The sequence below is a fragment of the Neorhizobium sp. 2083 genome (assembly GCF_031455615.1).
Taxonomy (GTDB): domain Bacteria; phylum Pseudomonadota; class Alphaproteobacteria; order Rhizobiales; family Rhizobiaceae; genus Neorhizobium.
In genome coordinates, this window is record NZ_JAVDTC010000023.1 from 1 (window position 1) to 3342 (window position 3342).

The 3342-nt window shown below is 62.6% G+C and carries 1 protein-coding gene; it reads left to right on the top strand.

Annotated elements, in window-relative coordinates:
- The coding region (locus tag J2X76_RS31515) for an RHS repeat-associated core domain-containing protein (protein WP_310221880.1) at positions 1 to 3138 on the top strand (3138 nt) is incomplete at its 5' end.
- Positions 3139 to 3342: the final 204 nt, after the last annotated feature.

Genomic DNA, 3342 nt, shown 5'->3' on the forward strand with positions numbered 1-3342 from the left:
GTGGTCTCGGTTGACTACACGCCATCGACGCGGTGGACGAACGTGTTCATGCCGCAGGTCCTGCATGCGGTGACGCAGCTGCGGGTGGATGACGGCCGCGGTCAGGTGGCAGCGACCGACTATGCCTATGCGGGCGGACTTTACGACCCGAAGGCAAGGAAGTTTTTGGGCTACAAGACGATCACCATGACCAAGCCCCTGGCCAATGGCGAGACGGCGCGTCCGGTGGTCGAGACGACCTACCGCCAGGATCTGGCAAGTTACGGCCTGCCGGAGAAGACGGTGAGCCGCAACGGTGCCAATACCGCCTCGAAGACGGTCACCGAGACCTATGCGGTCAATGCCGCCACCAAACCGTACACGGCCTTGAACACCGCCACCGAAACGACGCTGAACGAAGGCGGTTCATCGCTGGTCCTGCGCAAGGAGCGCGATTTCGACGCATATGGCAATATCACCCAGATCCGCGACTTCGGCCGCAAGGACTTGACCGGCGACGAGACCTGGACGCTGGCCTCCTATGCGCCGAACACGACGGCCTATATCGTCTCGCTGCCGCGGCAACGCAATATCCGCTCGGGCGGGTTCAGCACCTCCACGGATGTCTTCGAACAGCATCAGGCGTTGACCTACGACGGCAGTACGGATAACGCGGCGCCGCCGACCAAGGGCAACCTGACGATCCTGGGATCTTATAAATCCGTCGAGCCGATCTCGGCTTCCAATCTTGAATACTTCACCTACGACGCTTACGGCAACAAGCTGTCGCATGTGGACGGGGCGGGCAGCCGGACGGAATGGGACTATGACGCGACCTATCACCTCTATCCGGTGACGGAGCGGGCACCGAAGTATTTTGCGACCGGCGGGCAGCCGGCGGATGCGCGGTTCGTATCGACCTTCACCAACGATGTCGTGTGCGGCAAGCCGGCGACCAAGGTGGACTGGAACGGGGTGACCGAGACCTTCACCTATGACCCGTTCTGCCGGCCCTATGGCTACACGAACGCGGGCAGCGGCAAATACGTCAACACCCGTTATGAGAACGAAGGCAATCCGGCTGGCCAGGCTGTGGTCAGCTACGAGCCGCTGTCGACGGGAACAGGCGATGTCTTCACTCGCACATTCTACGACGGGGTTGGCAGGCCATGGCGGGTGCAGACGGCGGGTGAGACGGTGGGAGGCCAGACCCGGATCACCGATACGAGCTATGACGCCCGCGGCAATGTGTGGCAGACGGCGTTTGCCCGCTTCGCCAATGAGGCGGCGCAATGGACTGTCAACAGCTACGACTGGCAGGACCGGGTGGTGAAGACCGTCAACCCCGAGGCGTCGCAGCGGATCTATACCTATAACGTTCAGCCTGTAGCCTCTGTCGGCGGCACGACCAACCTGCCGGTGATGGAGATGCGCGTACAGGACGAGGAGGGCAAGGTCCGCCGCTCCTACACCGACAAGGACAACAACGTGATCCTGACCTCCGGAAACCTTTCCGGCACCTGGATCAACGAGAGCCGCACCTACGACGTTGTTGGCCGGCTGAGAGGGGTCAGCGATCATAGCGGTGCCACCTGGACCTATACCTACGACCTTGTTGGTAACCGGCTTTCGGCGAGCGATCCGGATCTGGGCACGTGGACGTATACGTACGACAACGCCAACCGGCTGATCAGCCAGACGGATGCGCGCGGAGCGGTGACAATGCTTTCCTACGACCAGATGGGCCGGCTTCTCAGCAAACAGGTCAAGGCAGCCGGAGAGACGACCGCCACGGTGACAGCTACCAATAGTTATGACACGGCGGATGCGGGCGTCGGATCCGCCCCTTTCCACAATGTCGGGCTATTGACGAAGTCGGTGAACGGGGCGGCGACCCAGAGTTTTAGCCGCAGCCTCAGCGGCTCGACGACGGTGCTGACCACCAGGACGGTGATCGACGGGGTGACGCATACGGCAGTGGAGACCAAGGGCAAGGCCGAGCTGACGCTGTCGATCGCCTACACACCGGCTGCGGTGTCCGCTTCGATCCCCGCGGGGACGTCGGCGGCGCCGTGGACCTACAATACCGCCAACAAGCTGCTGGCGGTGCCCGGTTATATCACCACTGCGGCTTACGAGGCGGACGGCCAGACCAAGTCGATCACCTATGCCAATGGAGTGACGACGGAGTTTGCCTATTCGCCGACCCGGCGATGGCTGACGCGGGTGACGACGAAGAAGGGCACCACGGTGCTGATGGACAATCAGTACACGCTGCGCGACAAGCTCGGTCGGATCAAGACGATCACCGGTCTCACCCCTGCCGACAGCTGGACCTATGGCTATGACGACCTCGGCCGCCTGATCTCGGCCGACAATGCCGGCAACAACGCCCTTGATGAGACCTATAGCTATTCGGCAACCGGCAACCTTCTGTCGCGCACCCGGATCGCCGGCACCTATACCTATCCGGCCGGCAACGCGGTGCGTCCGCATGCGGCGACCCAGATCGGGGCGAAGACGATCGGTTACGACGCCAACGGCAACATGGTCTCGGACGGCACCCGCAGTCTGGTGTGGGATCGGTCGAACCAGCTTGCCAGCGTCACCCAAGGGGGATCGGCGGTGACCTTCTCCTATGGCCCGGACGGATCGCGGGTGATGAAGAACTGGGCGCTCGGCAAGACGCTTTATGCCGGCGCCGATATCGAGATCGACCGCACCACGCCAGGAGCTGAGGTCTATACCTACTATCCGCATCCCGACGTCAAGGTGGTCGCCACGGCCGCCGGTGCGATCAGCAAATACTTCCTGCATCGCGACCATCTGGCGTCGGTGCGGCTGGTGACGGACGTTGCTGGCAATGTTGCCGAACAGACCAGCTATGCCGCCTATGGGGAGACCACCAATCCGGCGATGCAGACCAAGAAGGGCTATATCGGCGAGCGCTTCGACGTCGAAACCGGGTTGATGTATCTCAACGCCAGATATTACGACCCCGCCTTCGGGCGCTTCATCGAAAAGGACGACCAGGCAGACGTCGGGGAAGACGGCGAGCGGCAGGTGAACATCATCCTTCGGCGCGTGCCAGTGGCCATCGCCAAGCCCGGACCCTTCGCAGCTGCCAAGGGTGCGGCCTCAATGGCATCCGGCCGATAGCCAGAGCGCCGAGGCGAGTGGCCGGACCAGGCCACTCGCCACCACCCAGGATACCTCACGCACCGTTCCAACTCTCGCACCCGGAAACTCTTGATGCGCTCTCTCGTCCGGCCGTTCCTTGCCCGCGTCCTCACCATGCTCCTCATCTCCAGCATGTTCGCCGCCCCGTTCACCTCAACCGCCAACGCGCGGTTCATCTCCCCC